Origin of the sequence: Paenibacillus sp. USHLN196, assembly GCF_037144955.1 — a bacterium.
GTDB classification, from domain to species: domain Bacteria; phylum Bacillota; class Bacilli; order Paenibacillales; family Paenibacillaceae; genus Paenibacillus; species Paenibacillus xylanexedens_C.
This window is the reverse complement of the sequence record NZ_JBBCYH010000017.1, coordinates 1-15,771: the sequence shown is the minus strand read 5'-3', so window position 1 is coordinate 15,771 and position 15,771 is coordinate 1. Positions and strand designations below refer to the sequence as shown.

Genomic DNA, 15,771 nt, shown 5'->3' with positions numbered 1-15,771 from the left:
ACATACTACGTAAGCCCCCACTTATTTCGGCTGAATTTCAACTTCGATGCTGATGTTGCCGCTAGGCATGATTCGTAATCAAAAGCGGACTTTTTGAACAACCTCTAACAGGGTTGATATTTTTAGTGTCCCATCATCATTGCGGGATCAGGCTTGTCGCCATTCTGAAGGTCTTCCTTCGGCATTGGTTTCGGTTTGCGCAGGATCAGACTGAGTAAACATCCGAACAATGCAATACAAGCGGCCAGGAAGAATGTATCATTGAAACCACCCACCAGACCTTGCACTATAGCCGTCGGCTCCGTGCTGGTTGTATTGTCTGCGATTCTTGAAGTAAGGAAGCCTGTAAGCCCTGCAACTGCGAAGGATACGACCACTTGCTGCGCTGCAGCCGTGAGCGGTGTAACCCGTCCAACCAACTTACGTGGTGCGGCATTCAATACATGTGTATTGAGCGGCATCATGGACAAGCCCATACCCAGGCCCATCATAACCAGAGCTGTAATAATCAGACCAAGACCTGTCACTGCCGTGATGGAGGAGAGAATAAACAATGCACCCGAGATAATGCCCAGACCCACGAAGGCCAGAGGTCTCGCGCCAATTCTATCAAACAATCGACCCCCGAGCGGCATACCCACGCCGGAAGCCAGAGCCTGTGGAAGCAAAATAAGTCCTGTCTCCAGCGCAGTGTATCCTTTGATCTGCTGCAAATAGAGCGGGATCAGAATCATCGCACCGAACAGCGCCACTTGTGATACCCATGCGAGTACAATCCCCCGCGAGAAGTCAGATGATTTGAACACCCGGAGTTCCAGCAACGGATTTTTATGACGTAATTCTACAATAATAAACAAAATGAGCGCTACACCACCCACAATTACACCCGTCAGTGTTGTTGCAGATGTCCAGCTCGTTCCACCCTCACTCACACCATAAGCGAGCATCGAGAACGCAATCGGAGCCAGAATCATGCCGAGCAGATCCAGTGCAGGTGTGCGTCCACGATCTGTATCAGGCAAGAACTTGATACATAGAATGAAAGCTGCAATACCAATTGGCAAGTTAATCAGGAAGATCCAGTGCCAGCTCAGTGATTCAATAAACCACCCTGACAACACCGGACCCAATGCAGGAGCAAGCAGCATGGGAATTCCGAGCATACCCATGATGGAGCCTCTTCGCTCAGGAGGAGCCAGACGAAAGACCATCGCCATACCAATAGGAGCAACCATGCCTCCACCGAGGCCCTGAATGACACGGTAAATGATCAATTGCTCAGGCGATTGGGCAATCGAGCATAATACAGAACCCAAGGTAAACATGGCAATCGTAAACAGGAATACTCTTTTGGCACCAAAACGGTCAGTTAACCAGCCTGCCAGTGGAATAACCGCAGACAAAGCAAGGGTATAACCCGTAACCGTCCATTGAATGGTCTTTAGATCTGTCTCAAAATATTGAACCAGATTCGGGATGGCCACGTTCACCACCGTGCTGTCCAGAATGACCATAATCATTCCGACGATAATAGCCAGGAGTGGCAGTATAATCGTTTTGATTGAAAACTCTGCCGGCTCCTGGGATACTGCTGTTTGTTCTTTCACGTTCTCCACACTCTTTTCCAGCCAGCCGATCACAGGTATATCCCTGTGTCTTGCTCAGCCTATATTTACGACCAATTTCAAACTATCGTTTTAAACCGTCGTTTTAAACTTTCGTTTAACACTGATCTAATTCTAATGAAAATACCTTTGCTGTCAAGCTATTTTTTTTAGAACTTTCTACTATGGATACACCACAAAAAAAATGGAACAGGCACTTCCCTGCTCCATCCACTTGCTGATCATACTATTCAATTATATCCATATCAATCTGCAAGTTTAATCATCTGATATTCTGACAGTATGCCCAACGTCTGACCGTGAATACTCCTGCAATACATTCGAATAACCAGATGATTCGGTGCTGAACTGTTGCTGATGATCCTCATTTCATAAGGCTCGGATGACACATCCAGATTATGAATGACCTGGTTACCGCCCGCTCCCCCCGAACCCGATCCGATATGAAAAAGATGTCGGTATAGCTCCCCGTGGATACTGGCCCCACCAACAAATACATCTGTCCCTTCCTCACCGCCAACATAGGCTAATTCCACGTCTATATATTTCACGGGAACAAAAGTCTGTAGCAGATTCTCATGAATTTCGAGTACATATGCGGCCACTATAGATCCCTCCTTCATTGCATGAAACTTCCTGTAGATAGGATATGCTTCCTCTCGTCCATTGCCATTTGCATTCACCCATTTTCAAGCAATTAAACGGAAATGCCCGACCTTCCGATCCTCTTTTTTCATAGAATAAAAGGATAGAAGCTCGGTCGGTGCAGGCCGTGACAAGGAGGTAGCCATGAGAGTTCTGCTCGTTACGTATTGGGAGCTTACACATATGGGTGGAATATGGACATATGTCAAACAGCTGGCTGACAGGCTGATCGCACTTGGTGTTGAAGTTGATATCATGGGCACGAACGGTGCCAATAACGAAGTATATATTCGGAATCTGAACCGGGCATTCTCCAAGGATAAAGTGTGGCCCATGCTGCAAGCGAAGCTCAATCCGACCGATCTGCCACAATTCACAGCTGATTCTCTTCTGGCTTATTATGAATTGAACAGATATGCCTTCGAGATGGCTGCCGCTTATCTGGGGGTGGACCACTATGACGTCATCCATGCGCAAGATCCGGTAGCTGCCGTCGCCATAAAACGCATCTTGAACCGCAATATTCCGCTTGTTACCAGTTATCATGGAGCACTTGCACGCGAAGCCTTCTATGATGCCCAAAATTCCAACCCGCAGCTAACCCTCTCTGCATATTTGCAATCGAAACGCGGACGTTATTTTCTCTCATTGGAAGAACGAAGTGCAGCACTGTCTGAGCTCATTCTGGTGTCCAGTCACTGGATCAAGAGTACGCTTACAGAGCTTGCCGTTCCCGAATCGAAGTTCCGGATAATCCCTTATGCCGTGGATCTGCCGGCTTACCGTGCATTAGCAGCGACGAAGTTCCGCCAGCGGCCACCCACCGGCAAGAAAGTCATCGCCTTTACCGGAAGGCTTGAATATATCAAGGGCGTTCATGTGTTAATCAAAGCCTTAGCCAGTCTGAAAAGTAAACGGTCCGATTGGGTCTGCTGGATCGCAGGGGAAGGCAATCTGTTGGATGAATTGCGGGCCCAGGCCACGGCGGCTGGTATTTCAGCCGATGTTGTGTTCTGGGGCAAGCTGGACAATATTCCTTCCTTCCTGCGACATGCCGACATCTATGTCCAGCCCAGTTTGCAGGATACGCAGCCGTTCTCCGTGACCGAAGCACAACTCGCGGGTGTACCCGTTATTGTCAGTGGAACAGCCGGCATGCCTGAGATGGTTGAACCTGGACGTACAGGATGGGTCGTTCCTCCACAGGACGTTGATTCGCTCCGTGAACTGCTGCATGCACTTCTGGAGGATGACGTCACCCGTAAACAAGTGGGTGCTGCGGCCAAAGCCTGGGCCGAACAAAACCGCTCACTGGAAGAGATGGGACTTCGTACATTACATGTCTATCAGGAAGCCATTTATAGAGGAGGGCATTCAATATGACACTGCTTGTGCCTAGTGATTTGTACAATCGCTGGTTCTCTACACCTGTCTCCACACCTCATATTGACGTGGATTACGCTACAATGAATGAACTGATGAAGAAGTTGCCTAAAGGTTACGTATTTCCCGATCCTGCATCGATGGTGATCATGAATTCAAAAGATTGAGTTTCCACTACCACGCCATGTTCATATAACATGTCTGAATACCAAACAAGGGGCTGTCCCATATGTCATAAGAATGACAGGGGACACCCCTTATTTACTTTCTTGTGTCTAACGAAACCAGAACACGCTATTTACTTCCTTTTGTGCATGTCTGACTTGTAACGAACCACAGAGACGTTATTTCGTCCATCATGGTCGGTTTTCCAGCTCGAAAGGCTTGGAACTAGGGGAAATCCTGGTCTTTTAATCTGCTGCCAATTTGGAATACATACTCAGATCGTTGAACGCTTCGCCTGCCCTCTCGTATGCTCTAAGTGTTCCTTCAAATGTAAAATTAAGCTTCTGTAAGAGCTTAATCGAATTCACATTCTCGGGATCAACCTTTGCTTCAATTCGATTCAGCTTCAAAGTCGAGAATGCGTGAGTTAACAAAGAAAAGATCGCTTCTGTAGCGTATCCTTTCCCCCAGTGGGATCTGGCAATGTCATACCCAATCTCTGCTTTTAGATTTTCAAAATCCGGCGAATTATAACCACAAGAACCAATGATTTCATTGGACTCTTGTACAATGATAGAGAACCGGATAGCCTTGTTTTCCTGAGAAAGATCATCCAGAAGATTAATCATTGCTGTGGCTTGATTTTCATCCGTAAAACTACTAACATTCATAAATTTCGTAACATCCGGATCAGACCAAATCTTAAACAAACTGGCCGAATCCGATACTTTCATTTTTCGCAATTGTAACCGTTCTGTGTGTAACTCTGTAATCAATACTTTCCCTCCATCAGTTTATTAATAGTTAGGTTTAAGATATTGATATCTGCGCATAGTCCATTCCCTTCTGTGTACAATTATGTTTCATTATACAGGGAATTCGTGCAAGTATTTTTATATAATCGAAATATGTTAAACTAATAGGGTCAAAATGTATTTCATGAAGGAGAGTTTGACCATGATCATCCAATTCATTCGCTATAGGTAATGTAAGGTGCAGATCACATAACCCGGCAATTTTGACAAAATAGCTAGGGTTTGTTTGACTGTGCCTTTTTCCATTCACCTATTATGAATGAGAGGGTGCTTCTTTGTGTTCCAAAAAAGTAAAAAGTTAATCAGTGCTGCAGTACTTGAAAAGCATCAAGACCTATTTAGATGTCCATTATGTAAAAAAACAATGCAAGTTGTCTATTTACAGAGTTTAGTATGCAGCAATCATCACTGTTTCGATATATCAAAGCAAGGATATGTAAACTTATTGTCCCGAGGTATGCGTACGAAATATGATAAAAAGACTTTTGAGTACAGAAGATTAATCAGTAAAAACGGTTTATTCAATCCATTATATGGTGCGGTAAGTCAGATTATAATGAATAACCATTTGAGCAATGAGCCGATAAGGGTGCTGGATGCAGGTTGTGGAGAGGGGTCACACTTAAATAACATACACACCGAAATAAATCGAACAAAACCTATGGATCTAATGGCTGTAGGAATCGATATTTCTAAAGAGGGAATTAGTTCTGCTGCAGCAGAAAATCCAAGTGCTATCTGGTGTGTCACGGATATTGCAAACTGCCCCTTTCAAAGTCAAAAGTTCGAATTCATTTTGAACATCCTTTCACCAGCCAATTATTCGGAATTTCAGAGGTTATTAAGTGATCATGGTTTGGTGATTAAAGTCGTGCCTAATCAGGACTATCTAAAAGAGTTAAGAGAAATCCTTTATATGGGGTCTGAGAAGCAAAATTATTCCAATTCACTTACAATCAACCACTTCAAGAAACAATTCAATTTAATTGATGTTGAAAGCATCCAATATCAAGTGAACTTAAATACACAATTAATCAAACCGTTGTTGGGTATGACGCCATTATCATGGGGGACTTCTGAAGAGCGCATTGAAAAAGTTCTTCAGTTGAATCTGAAACAGGTCACTATGGACTTTAAAGTTCTAATCGGATCGGTGAAAAGTTAACACCACATGATTAATTCATTAAACTAACGGTAAACGTTAGTTCTATAATCTATGAGCAGTCTGCAGTTTATAAGCAGGCTGCTCCTTTTTCAGCATGAATTTTGGCAAATTTAAGCCGCCGGTATTCAATATGGAATTTGCACTCGGTTGAATATTCTTACTTCCAATATCCACCCACATGCAGCAGATTAAGCAGCGTTGGCCGATGCTTCGCCTGAACCCGTTCCATCTCGGCAACTAGTGCTTTGAAATGACGCTTCGTTCCCATCGACTCATGCAAACGGTAGCACATCAGGGGTTCATTGTAATAAAACAGCTCATACATCGGAAACAGTCTCATCCACATCTCGTAGTCATGCGTGTAGCGAAAATCGGTATCGAACAAGCCGAATCGCTCAAACGCCTCCATCTCTAGCATGACAGTACAGCCGTTGATCGGACAACCTTCGAGCAGTACCTGCAGCATCTCCAGACGACTCCCCACCTCAGGCTGCACCGTATCCAACCACTCACTATCTGCGTTCACATAATGGTAGGCACCATGACAGAATGAAGCCTTGACCCCGCGCATAAACTTCAGTTGCTTCTCCACCCGATCCAGCAGCATGACATCATCTGAACTGAGCCAGACAAAATATTCCCCTGTCGCCTGCTTAATCCCCTCGTTCAATGCTGTTGCCGTTCCACCGTTTTCTTTGCGAATATAGCGGATAGAATCCATGAATGGTTGTAGCTTCTCCACGTGCTCGGTTGACCCATCATCCACCACGATCACTTCAATATGAGGATACGTCTGGTGAATGGCACTGTGAACAGCCTGCTCGATATACGCACAATTATAAAAAGGAATGACGATCGATACTTTCGGCTCCATTCGGGCCTCCCCTTCCTCCGCTTGTCTCTGCACAGCCATTGCTTTTTCTCTATTATATGAAGAACGATTCAATCGGTATCGGACATCTGTGGTGCTGTATAAGCACATTTCAATACGGATGGACAGCATATCGGCTCGCTAAACTTGCATACTTAGGCGTGTGATATAAGACCGTCAATCAATCCCCACTCTCACTATCTTCGGCAAAATTGCTGCGCAAAGAGGGCGTTAATCAGCCACCTACCGGCCTCATAACTGCCCTCCTACACTACCCGCCAAGCGCCGCTATACGCTGCAATAACGGTTCGCGATATCTGGACCATACCATGGATGCCTCTCTGCCGATGACATCCGCATGCCGAACTGATCCCATTCCTCCGTGCCAACGATACGCAGTAAGTGGCTCGTTCAGGTACGGAAACCGATGACCGTTCAGCAAAATCCGCATCCAGAGATCCAGATCATGGGTGTAAGGCAGAAGCTCATCAAACAATCCCACTCCGCTGAACAGATCCTTGCGGATCATGACAGTACAACCGTTGACCGGATTGCTGTTAACGAACACTCGCAGCCAATCCAGTTCGGCCATCGGTGCAGGCCCACCATGCATTCTGGTAACTGCCGAATGCTCATTGATATAATGAAAGTTCGTATGGGAGACGAGCACATTCTCTCGTTGCATAAACTCCAGCTGATAACGAATTTTATCAGGGTACAGATAGTCATCCGAACTAAGCCAAACCACATAGTCACCTGAGGCATGGCGGATGCCATGATTAAGTGCCGAAGCTGTACCACCATTGCTTTTGCCAAGTACATTTATATAGGGAAGATAGGGCTGAAGCAACTCTGCATGCCGGGTAGAGCCGTCGTTCACAACAATGATCTCCACATCCGGATACGTCTGGTTCAACGCACTTTGGATCGCCTGTGGCACGTAAGGGCAGTTGTAGAATGGAATCACAATGGACACTCTTGGACTCAATTTGTCGTCCTCCCTTGCTGGGCACGAACATCACTCAGAATATCCTGTAGCGATGTGGCAAATGGAATCAGCGGCTGCCAGCCAAGCTTGCGCAGCATGGATAATTCCTCCTGTTTCCCCGCACCATCCGGACCGGAAGACGCTCCATCCCAGCGAACAGGGACTTCGGCCTCCGTCATGGACAACAGCAGATCTGCAATTTCACCAAGACTGCGCTCAACTCCGGACACCACAGGATATACCGTACCATTGGTCCCTTGCACCAAGAGAGTCGCATATGCCCTGACGGCATCCCGCACATCCAGAAAGTCACGAGTACTATCTCGCCCGGACAGGCGGAATGCCTCGGTTTTACCCGCCTGCTCACAGGCAACAATATGACGTGCGAGCAGTGAACAGATACCTGTGGATGGACCGGCTCCAATTAGATTGCCCGGCTCCGCCAACATAATCTGCTGTCCGAAGAGCGACATCCAAGACAAAGACACCATCTCTTCCAGGGCTTTGCTGAGACTGTACGGGTGCGGAGGCTGGGGAATTCGGCCGGGTTCCGGTGTATATTTTAACCTTGATCCCACAATAACGGTACGTGCTGCCGGACAACTGCGAAGTGCATCCAGCAAATACAGCACAGCCATTACATTGGTCTCCAGGACCAGCAGCGGATCTGCCCACGAATCGGGTACGGAATTTTTGCCGGCAAGATGCAGCACATAGTCAGGCTGCACCTTGTCGATCAGAAGACGCACTTGCTGTTTATCATTCAGATCACAGACATAGACTTGGGCGCCTTTACCGAATGAATACACATCCGGTCTCCGGACTACCGCTGCAACTACTGCACCCGCTTCTCGAAAATAAGACACGGCATGTCGCCCGGTAAATCCGGAGGCGCCTGTGATCAGTACTTTCTTGCCTGTCAGCTCTGCTCCATCCATAATGCCAGCTCCTTCAGCATTGTAGAATAATCCGGCAGGTCTGTCTTCACATCCTCGCGAGTAGACACCAGCGTACGGTCCTGCACCATACTGTCATCACGCACAATCGTCACATCCTGCTTATTCCAGATCTGCTTGAACAACACAAGCAGGTCATGCTTGCTCACAGGTACCGGATGAGCCAGGTGGATGAGACCACTAACGGATGATGCCAGGTAGTGGTCTACCCATTTGGCCAGCTCAAGCGTGGTCACTCCGTTCCAGAATACGCGGGTATACCCACCAACTTCACCTGTGCTGGACATAAACCATTGCATCAGACCAATGCCGCCTTTCCGAATCTCGGGGCCAATGATGGACGTACGGATCGTCAGATGGCCTTCATCCTGAACTTCGCCGAGTGCTTTGGTGATGGCGTAAGCAGAGGTCCCGTCTGTGACATCATCTTCCCGGTATGCTCCCCGGTCCCCGCTGAACACACAATCTGTGCTGATATGAATCAGACGTGCACCAACCGTATCCGCAACCCGCCGCAGACGATGCGGCAGGAAACCGTTAATATGATATGCGGTAATTTTGTCCTCATCTGCGAAGCTGTTCAATACACCTACAGCATTAATAATTACATCCGGGTGCACCGCTTCTACCATTCGGTCGACCATGAAGCTGTCGTTCACATCCAGGAGCAGACCATTCGGGTCCGTGACATCCCGAGTTGTGTAGAAGACGCTGTGTACACCTTGACGGCGGAAATAGTCGACCAGGATATGGCCGGCCATTCCGTTCCCACCAAGTATCAGCAGTTTCATGACAGGAATCCTCCGCGTTTCAGAATTTCACGAATCTCCTCTTTGGTCATTAGTTGATGTTCCGAACTGAAGCTGTTGAAGGATACTGGAGGACAATTCGTGTAATGTTCACGCAGTCCCGGGATGCCGAGGGTTGGGAGGATGACCAGGTACTGCTCATCGTAGACAACGGTGGTCATGCTCTCAAACTCACTCATCAGGATCTCGTGGATTTTCTCTCCTGGACGAATACCACGTTCCACAATGGACACGTTCACCACCCCGGAATCCTCAATCAGCACTTCAGCGAGATCCACGATTTTGCATGTCGGCATCGTCATGACAAAGATCTCTCCACCGACACTTTCCACCGAAGCTTTGAACAGCAGGGTAATCGCGTCCTTCAGGGTAAGAAAGAATCGAGTCATGCTCATGTCCGTGATGGACACCTGGCCTTTTTGGCGAATCTGATTCTTGAACAGATGCACCACACTACCGTTTGTTCCCAGTACACTTCCGCCCCGCACCGTAACAAATTTGGTGTCGCTGTGCAACAAGTTGGCATACACGATCAATTTCTCGCCGATGGCCTTCGTCATGCCATAAAAGTTAGATGGATTGGCAGCCTTGTCAGTCGAGATATAGATGACTTTTTCCACCTTGTTCTCAATGGCCGCCTCGATTACATTCTGTGTACCAATGACATTGGTTTTGAGTGCTTCGTACGGCTGATCTTCACACACCGGAACATGCTTGAGTGCAGCCAGATGAAATACATAGTCCACATGCTGGCAGGCGGCCGTCAAGGCGTCCTTGTCACGGATATCTCCAATCCGAAAATGAAGACGCGAGTCTTCAAAATCACGACTCATGGCCACTTGGCTGGACTCGTTCCGGGAATACACAATAATTTCTTTGGGCTGCTGGGGCAGCAGTTGAGCCACAAGTTCATAACCCCATGATCCCGTACCGCCAGTCACGAGTATACGCTTATTTTCAAACATGCATTTTCCCTCCAAGCAGAAATTTAACCACTTTACTGGATACGTCTGTTGCTTTGTAACCTTGCGGGCAGTCCCAATCGTTAGACATCTGAGTCATGACCTTCACACAATCGGCGATGCGAGCCGCATCCAGACCGGAGACTACATTGCTTCCGCAATCCACAGTTTCCGGGCGCTCCGTTGTTCGACGCATGGTCACGGTGGGCACACCCATAATGCAGCACTCCTCCTGCACGGTACCGCTATCCGTGAGTGCACAGCGTGCATGACGTTCAAGCATTACGAAGTCGAAGAATCCAAACGGCTCGTGAAACTCCACCAGCGGGTTCATCTCCAGTTGCAAATGTTCCGCAATCCGGATCGCTGTTCGTGGATGAATGCTGCAGATCACACGCAACCCATGTTCCTCAGCGACCTGGTTCAGTCCTTTCATAATCTCCAGCAAATGAGGAGGGTGATCCACATTCTCGGCCCGATGGGCGGTAACCAAAAAATATTGCCCGGACTTCAGCTTGAGCTTCTTGAGTATTTTGCTGGAGCTTACCTGTGCATCATAATGCTGCATCACTTCATAGATGGGATTGCCCGTGAGCACAATCCGCCTGCTGGGCACTCCTTCGCTAACCAGATGTTTCTTGCTCTGTTCCGTGTAAGGCATATTAATGGTGGAGATGGCATCAATCACCTTGCGATTCTTCTCCTCAGGCACATCCAAGTCGAAACAGCGATTGCCTGCTTCCATATGAATAACAGGGACACCCATGCGTTCAGCCAGCACAGCACATAATGCGCTATTGGTATCACCGAGCAGCAACAATTTATCGGGCTTCTCCTGCAATATCAGATCTTCCATCTGCGTAAACATCGAGGACAGCTGCCGTCCCAGAGAGGCCGCTTCATCCTGGAGAACGTAATCCGGTGCACGCAGGCCCATTTCCTTGAAAAAGAGACCGCTGAGACTTTCCGTGAAGTTCTGTCCCGTGTGTACCAGAATATGTTTGGACGCGTACTGGTCCAGCTTGGAAATGATCAGGCTGAGTCGTATGATCTCAGGTCTCGTACCCAGCACCGTCATGATCTTCATCGTAATCCCTGCCTTCATCTTGTATTGGAACCTTTGCGCCCTGCTCGGCTACGTCCCGCCTTGGCAGATTTGCGTCTGCGACTAGCCGATTTTCCAGTATGCGGACGCGGTCCCTTCGTTGTCCGGAGTTTCCCCTTGCGTCTGCCAGTTCCCAAAGTTCGTTTCATCCCCTCACGATCTCGGCGAGAATGAGGTGCAAGTGACTTGCGACGACGTTTTCCCGTTCCACTCCCCTGTTTGATAAGCTTTGCAGCGTAGCGAGCCGCTGCGGCACCCTGAGCATCGTGCCCCAGTGCAATCGGTGGTAATGAGGAAAGTGGTAACGCCTGAATGACGCTCAGTGGGAATAACAATGCCCTTACCGTAGCCGGCTCCAGAGCCAATACCGTGCGTAATCCTCCATCCCCCCATGCATACACAGGTCCATTCGGAGGTTGGATATACGTAAACCATCCGGGAAAGCGTATTAACCACTGTGTCACCATCGTATGCAATTTCGTTCGGTAGGTTTCAATCCCGTAGAGCCTTTCCGCTTCTGTCCGATTGCGCCACCCCGTATCGGAGGCCAGCTCTGAATCATTCAGCAAGGTTGTCGCCAGTGTAACAAGCGCTTCGGTATCCCCCGGCGGGGCCAGAAATGCTTCACTGCCTACGGATTCCATCAATTCCTTCAGCCCGCCTTGAGCGAAGGCAATGACCGGTTTGGCAAAGTAGAGCCCCTCCAGAGCGGTCATCCCAAATCCTTCTTTGACCATGCTCGGAATAACCACAATATCCATGGCGGTATACGCCAGAGATACGTTCTCTTCGAACGTGGTGAAAGTAAATCGGCGCGAATAGCCGGATTTCTTCACCCTTGATACACATTCGTCGTAATACTTTTTATCCGAAGGGGCACCGATGATCCAGAAACGACAGCGCGAATGCGTCTCACAGATCTTCAAGGCCATATCTACAAAAGGTTTCAACCCTTTGGCATCATATATAAAGGAAGAAATATAACCGATACAGGTCTGCGATGACTTGAAGCCGAGTTCCTTGCGCTTGCGCTCACGCAGGTGAACCCAGCGGTCCGGTGCTGGTAGCGCAGGTTCCCAGGTCGGCGAAATGACGGTTAGTTTGTCACCCATGCCGGCTTCATGGAATGGGGCTACTGCTGTCTCCGATATACCGATAATCCAATCCGCATAACGGCCAATCATCTGGATCGCCTCGGTTGTATGTTCATTCGCGTGAATGATCTCGGTTATCTTCCAGATGACCGGAATCTGTAGCGATTTCGCGGCTACAGCCGGCATCACATTGACGCAAGTATTCGTTAACACCATATCAGGCGCGGTTTCCCGAATGAGAGAGACCGCCTCCTGAAACGCGGGTGTATGGCGAAGATGCTCCGCATCGTCTGCAATGCCCCGGTAAGGTGTGTACACACCGTGAAGCATCGGCAGATTGCATATTTTGACCTGAATGCCGAATCTTCGTGCAAGCCCCGCAAGCTTCCCCTCCTGTGGAGCTACGAGCACACAATCAAAGATCGAGCCGATCTCCCTCATAAAATGAAGCAGCAGCTTCTCGGCGCCCGTAATGCTGCGGGTGTTGCACACATGGGAAAACAACATCAGCTTTGGTTTCGTTGCCATGGCCGCACGGACCCTGTATGTGAATATTCCGATACAGGGTACAGTGCACACCTCCTCCCGGCCAAAATTAAGGGAATATGATGGTTAACATTTCATTAATCCGTTTGCCATACGTGTGGTCTTTCAGTGTGCGTTCGAGCCCTCGAAGTGCAATCTCCCGACGCTCCTTCTCATGCGTAAGATAATATTCCACCTTGTCGAGCAGTTCCTGCGGGGAGGAATACGTCTCAATCTCTACACCTGGTGTGTAGAAACGCGCAATGTCATCCCGTGCATCGGTCAGCTGCAGCGTCGTGGAAGCGGCAATTTCAAACGTTCTCGGGTTCGGTGAGGCTGGTGGAATCTTGAGGTGATTGTTATTGACCGAATCATCCTCATGGGATCGATGCAGGTTGATGACAATTTTGGTGCCATTGTATACGTCGTTCGTCTCCTGCGGACTCATCCAGCGGCCGAGTTCAATCTTCTCACCATAAGCGGTATAGTCAGGCAGACGGTCCCACCAGATGCCGTTAAATACGGTATTGTGTGACATCAGCTGTGCCATGATCGGGTTGAAGAAGTATACCCGGTTCCAGTAGGCTGAGCCGATAAAGCTGACTTCACGTTTCAGCGTAGATGGGGTCGTAATCGGGAAGTAATGATTGGTGAAGGCGGCAAATGGGAGGTAGTGAACCGACGTGCAACCAATCTGTCGATACAGATCGATGCAGTTCAATTCCAGTGTGAAGATATGATCAAAGTGGGTCACGATCTCCAGTGTCATATCCGTATAGTACGGATCATCCGTGAGCCAGATCGCTGTCTGAATGCCCGCTTGGCGGATTGCATCGATGTGCTCGATGGGAATATCCATTCCGTCCAGCACAAGCACCAGGTCAGGGCGTGTCTGCAGCGCAATTTCGGAAACCGGTTGACGCGGATCAGAGAGGGTTACCTGAGCTACCATACCCTGAAGTGTTGCCATAATAGCCTCATCCAGCGGAGAATACGGGAAGCCTTTACCCGAAGATACATACAGCACGTGCAGCTGTCGGAAAGGCAACGGCTCCTGTGCACAATTCACAATATAGTTGGCGCGACCGCGCAAATATCCTTCTTCCTTACCCGCATCATATCCGGCATGTTGCCCATTTTTGCGCGCTTGATCTGCCAGGCTGAGTACGGGTGCATAAACCTTTTTGGTTTTACGGTGTTTGAGAGACATACCGCCACTCCTTTATTTTTGGGATAGGGTTCTCGTTGGTACTGTACTTCAGATGGGGATTACAGATGTTCCAGCAACTGAGCGATGCGGCGCGTGAACGTGTGCTGGTTCATCGTAGTGAGAAGTCCTCGCCACGCCATCGCCTGACGCTCCTCTTCATGTTTCAGATAATAGTGGATCTTGTGTTGAAGCTCTGCCGCATTGCTGAACGTCTCAATGTCATAGCCCGGCTGGTAATAACGGGGCAGGTCTCCGCGTGCATCCGTAATCTGCATCGTGCCGCAGGCACTGATCTCATACGTCCGTGGATTAATGGAGCGGCCTTCCAGATGATGCGTATTGCGATTGTCTTCCCCATTCTCGCAAGTCCGGTGAATGTTAATGACGATCTTGGCGCCATTGTAATAATCCACCGTTGCTCCGGGATCAATCCATCCTTCGTGGATGAACCGGCCAAGGATATCAAAGCGTGCCAGCCTGTTCCACTGGCTACCCGCGATGAACACTTTTTTGTCTGCGAGAAAAGGGGCAAGCTCATCGAACAAGGCAATCCGATTCCAGAACCCTGTACCGATAAAACAAATGTCGTACTGATGCTGCGGTGCCGTGCGCCGCGGTTGAAACATGCCCGGATTCACAGCCAGTGGCATATAGACGACCCGGCCTGCTCCATGTCCCAGATAGAATGGCACAGCGGCCTCTTCATGTGTGAACACAACATCATAGTGCTGACAGAGGGTCGCTGTATCTTCGGTGAAATACGGATCATCCACAAACCACACGGCTGTTCGAATACCGAGTGCACGTATGCCATTCACCTGCTCCAGATGATCTGCGGGGAATACATGCAGACCATTCATGACGAGCACGACATCCGGCCGATGCTGATTGGCTTCCTGCAACATCGTTGCTGGCGATCCAACAACGCATTCACGTACAGACTGCTGCAGGGCCAAGGTGACACCTTCATCGATGGCATCGAAACCTTGTGGAATATACAGTACCTTCATGTCCCGCAGGGTCGGTTCAAACATCTGCACCCGCTCCATCATGGCCTGACAGCCGCCAAATCTGCGGCCTTCTGCGTATCCGCCGCGGTAAGCCGTTTCCGCTTCGGTCAGCGGACGGTGTCTTCGTTTTGCCACATTCTTCACCCTGTCTTCCTTCAGGAGATCTCACTTCCAGACTCTCCCCGTGATTGGTCTTCCCTCTAAAGGATATGCCTCGGGGTCAGATGCATCATGGACGGGTGTCCTGCAAGGCGCAAAATTGGCGCTTGCCCTCCACATCCGCCTGTACGGGCATGTCCGCTTCTGCGGCGATGCAAATAACCCGGAGGGATCTGTGAAGTGCACCCCTTAGAATAGACATTGGATTAAACCCCTGGTTTATCCGATGAAATTCTAAGGGGTGCATTTTTTATGCCAGCAGTTAAAGGTCAGAAGTTTAAACA

At 48.9% G+C, this 15,771-nt stretch carries 16 protein-coding genes; 3 read left to right on the top strand and 13 right to left on the bottom strand.

Features of this window, described 5'->3' with window-relative positions; all coding sequences use genetic code 11:
• Positions 1-122: 122 nt before the first annotated feature.
• Both WFI24_RS29020 and WFI24_RS29015 read right to left on the bottom strand, forming a co-directional pair.
• Positions 123-1,607 (bottom strand): DHA2 family efflux MFS transporter permease subunit, encoded by a 1,485-nt coding sequence (locus WFI24_RS29020; RefSeq protein WP_336765395.1) that lies wholly within the window; start codon positions 1,605-1,607, stop codon positions 123-125.
• A gap of 263 nt (positions 1,608-1,870) precedes the next feature.
• Positions 1,871-2,230 (bottom strand): hypothetical protein, encoded by a 360-nt coding sequence (locus WFI24_RS29015; RefSeq protein ID WP_336765394.1) that lies wholly within the window; start codon positions 2,228-2,230, stop codon positions 1,871-1,873.
• Positions 2,231-2,414: 184 nt separating this feature from the next.
• On the opposite strand from WFI24_RS29015, the gene WFI24_RS29010 reads away from it, so the two are divergent.
• Positions 2,415-3,653 carry a glycosyltransferase family 4 protein gene (locus WFI24_RS29010; protein ID WP_145325205.1) on the top strand — a complete coding sequence of 413 codons (1,239 nt, stop codon included), beginning with the start codon at positions 2,415-2,417 and terminating at the stop codon, positions 3,651-3,653.
• Positions 3,650-3,820: a hypothetical protein gene (locus WFI24_RS29005; RefSeq protein ID WP_336765393.1), complete on the top strand. Its 171-nt coding sequence runs from the start codon at positions 3,650-3,652 to the stop codon at positions 3,818-3,820. Before WFI24_RS29010 ends, WFI24_RS29005 begins: the two co-directional genes overlap by 4 nt.
• A gap of 243 nt (positions 3,821-4,063) precedes the next feature.
• On the opposite strand, the gene WFI24_RS29000 is transcribed toward WFI24_RS29005, so the two are convergent.
• Entirely contained in the window at positions 4,064-4,594 is a 531-nt protein-coding gene (locus WFI24_RS29000) for a GNAT family N-acetyltransferase (RefSeq protein WP_336765392.1), read from the bottom strand.
• Between the two features lie 316 nt (positions 4,595-4,910).
• Between WFI24_RS29000 and WFI24_RS28995 the strand changes: the two genes are divergently transcribed.
• Positions 4,911-5,798, top strand: coding sequence for a putative RNA methyltransferase (locus WFI24_RS28995; protein WP_336765391.1), 888 nt, complete (start codon positions 4,911-4,913; stop codon positions 5,796-5,798).
• 157 nt (positions 5,799-5,955) lie between these two features.
• On the opposite strand, the gene WFI24_RS28990 is transcribed toward WFI24_RS28995, so the two are convergent.
• The 10 genes from WFI24_RS28990 to WFI24_RS28945 form a co-directional block, all read right to left on the bottom strand.
• The gene (locus tag WFI24_RS28990; protein WP_336765390.1) at positions 5,956-6,672 is read right to left on the bottom strand and encodes a glycosyltransferase; all 717 of its coding nucleotides are present in this window, start codon (positions 6,670-6,672) and stop codon (positions 5,956-5,958) included.
• A 268-nt stretch (positions 6,673-6,940) separates the two neighbouring features.
• The gene (locus WFI24_RS28985; protein WP_336765389.1) at positions 6,941-7,657 is read right to left on the bottom strand and encodes a glycosyltransferase; all 717 of its coding nucleotides are present in this window, start codon (positions 7,655-7,657) and stop codon (positions 6,941-6,943) included.
• Positions 7,654-8,595 carry an NAD-dependent epimerase/dehydratase family protein gene (locus WFI24_RS28980; protein ID WP_336765388.1) on the bottom strand — a complete coding sequence of 314 codons (942 nt, stop codon included), beginning with the start codon at positions 8,593-8,595 and terminating at the stop codon, positions 7,654-7,656. Before WFI24_RS28980 ends, WFI24_RS28985 begins: the two co-directional genes overlap by 4 nt.
• On the bottom strand, positions 8,577-9,404 hold the full coding sequence (locus WFI24_RS28975; RefSeq protein WP_336765387.1) for a dTDP-4-dehydrorhamnose reductase family protein: 828 nt from the start codon (positions 9,402-9,404) through the stop codon (positions 8,577-8,579). The genes WFI24_RS28980 and WFI24_RS28975 overlap by 19 nt, the downstream gene beginning before the upstream one ends.
• Complete coding sequence (locus WFI24_RS28970) at positions 9,401-10,387, bottom strand: polysaccharide biosynthesis protein (protein ID WP_336765386.1); 987 nt, start codon at positions 10,385-10,387, stop codon at positions 9,401-9,403. The genes WFI24_RS28975 and WFI24_RS28970 overlap by 4 nt, the downstream gene beginning before the upstream one ends.
• Positions 10,380-11,471 carry a non-hydrolyzing UDP-N-acetylglucosamine 2-epimerase gene (gene wecB / locus WFI24_RS28965; protein WP_336765385.1) on the bottom strand — a complete coding sequence of 364 codons (1,092 nt, stop codon included), beginning with the start codon at positions 11,469-11,471 and terminating at the stop codon, positions 10,380-10,382. The genes WFI24_RS28970 and wecB overlap by 8 nt, the downstream gene beginning before the upstream one ends.
• 14 nt (positions 11,472-11,485) lie before the next feature.
• Complete coding sequence (locus tag WFI24_RS28960; RefSeq protein WP_336765384.1) at positions 11,486-13,111, bottom strand: glycosyltransferase family 4 protein; 1,626 nt, start codon at positions 13,109-13,111, stop codon at positions 11,486-11,488.
• A gap of 67 nt (positions 13,112-13,178) precedes the next feature.
• Positions 13,179-14,318, bottom strand: coding sequence for a CgeB family protein (locus WFI24_RS28955; protein WP_260871143.1), 1,140 nt, complete (start codon positions 14,316-14,318; stop codon positions 13,179-13,181).
• A gap of 59 nt (positions 14,319-14,377) precedes the next feature.
• The gene (locus WFI24_RS28950; RefSeq protein WP_336765383.1) at positions 14,378-15,472 is read right to left on the bottom strand and encodes a CgeB family protein; all 1,095 of its coding nucleotides are present in this window, start codon (positions 15,470-15,472) and stop codon (positions 14,378-14,380) included.
• 85 nt (positions 15,473-15,557) lie between these two features.
• On the bottom strand, positions 15,558-15,689 hold the full coding sequence (locus tag WFI24_RS28945; RefSeq protein WP_336765382.1) for a hypothetical protein: 132 nt from the start codon (positions 15,687-15,689) through the stop codon (positions 15,558-15,560).
• Positions 15,690-15,771: the final 82 nt, after the last annotated feature.

Coding starts and splice junctions, on each gene's coding strand:
- WFI24_RS29010 (WP_145325205.1), top strand. CDS start 2,415: ATGAGAGTTCTGCTCGTTACGTATTGGGAGCTTACACATATGGGTGGA.
- WFI24_RS29005 (WP_336765393.1), top strand. CDS start 3,650: ATGACACTGCTTGTGCCTAGTGATTTGTACAATCGCTGGTTCTCTACA.
- WFI24_RS28990 (WP_336765390.1), bottom strand. CDS start 6,672: ATGGAGCCGAAAGTATCGATCGTCATTCCTTTTTATAATTGTGCGTAT.
- WFI24_RS28980 (WP_336765388.1), bottom strand. CDS start 8,595: ATGGATGGAGCAGAGCTGACAGGCAAGAAAGTACTGATCACAGGCGCC.
- WFI24_RS28975 (WP_336765387.1), bottom strand. CDS start 9,404: ATGAAACTGCTGATACTTGGTGGGAACGGAATGGCCGGCCATATCCTG.
- WFI24_RS28970 (WP_336765386.1), bottom strand. CDS start 10,387: ATGTTTGAAAATAAGCGTATACTCGTGACTGGCGGTACGGGATCATGG.
- wecB (WP_336765385.1), bottom strand. CDS start 11,471: ATGAAGATCATGACGGTGCTGGGTACGAGACCTGAGATCATACGACTC.
- WFI24_RS28960 (WP_336765384.1), bottom strand. CDS start 13,111: ATGGCAACGAAACCAAAGCTGATGTTGTTTTCCCATGTGTGCAACACC.
- WFI24_RS28955 (WP_260871143.1), bottom strand. CDS start 14,318: ATGTCTCTCAAACACCGTAAAACCAAAAAGGTTTATGCACCCGTACTC.
- WFI24_RS28945 (WP_336765382.1), bottom strand. CDS start 15,689: ATGTCTATTCTAAGGGGTGCACTTCACAGATCCCTCCGGGTTATTTGC.